Origin of the sequence: Staphylococcus sp. GDX8P80P (genome assembly GCF_017893095.1) — a bacterium.
Classification (GTDB): Bacteria; Bacillota; Bacilli; order Staphylococcales; family Staphylococcaceae; genus Staphylococcus; species Staphylococcus borealis.
Genome location: NZ_JAESMI010000270.1, coordinates 1 through 392, shown reverse-complemented (window position 1 = coordinate 392; position 392 = coordinate 1). Strand labels below are relative to the sequence as shown.

The window sequence follows — 392 nt, the reverse complement described above, 5'->3', positions numbered from 1 at the left end:
TGCAGTTAAGAACTTGATTGTGGATGCACTCGATGCAGTCATTGATGTCTTGAATACAGTCACGACTAAAATAAGAGTGAATAAAAAAAAGAGTTGAGAATGGCACAGAATTATTTAAAAATTCAATGTCCCAGACTCAACTCCTTATATTTTGCTAACACGAACGCTCACTTTTCGAATTAGCTTAAATCCTAAGCGCTTTTGTCCGGACCTTATTGACGGCCTACCAAAAGCAGGATTTTTGTCGAAAAACTCAAAGCTCGACAAAACTTGAGAAGCAGTTTTGCTCACTTTTCGAATTCGCCTAAATCCTAAGCGCTGTTGTCCGGACCTTATTTTACATCGTAGCCTTGATCTTCAATGGCTTCTTTCATTTGTTCAACTGATACTCT

The 392-nt window shown here is 38.3% G+C and carries 1 protein-coding gene; it reads left to right on the top strand.

The annotated features are described in order from the left end of the window. Positions 1-97 (top strand): hypothetical protein (locus KA858_RS12960; protein WP_245342102.1); only part of this gene is annotated, 97 nt, incomplete at its 5' end. Between the last annotated feature and the right edge of the window lie 295 nt (positions 98-392).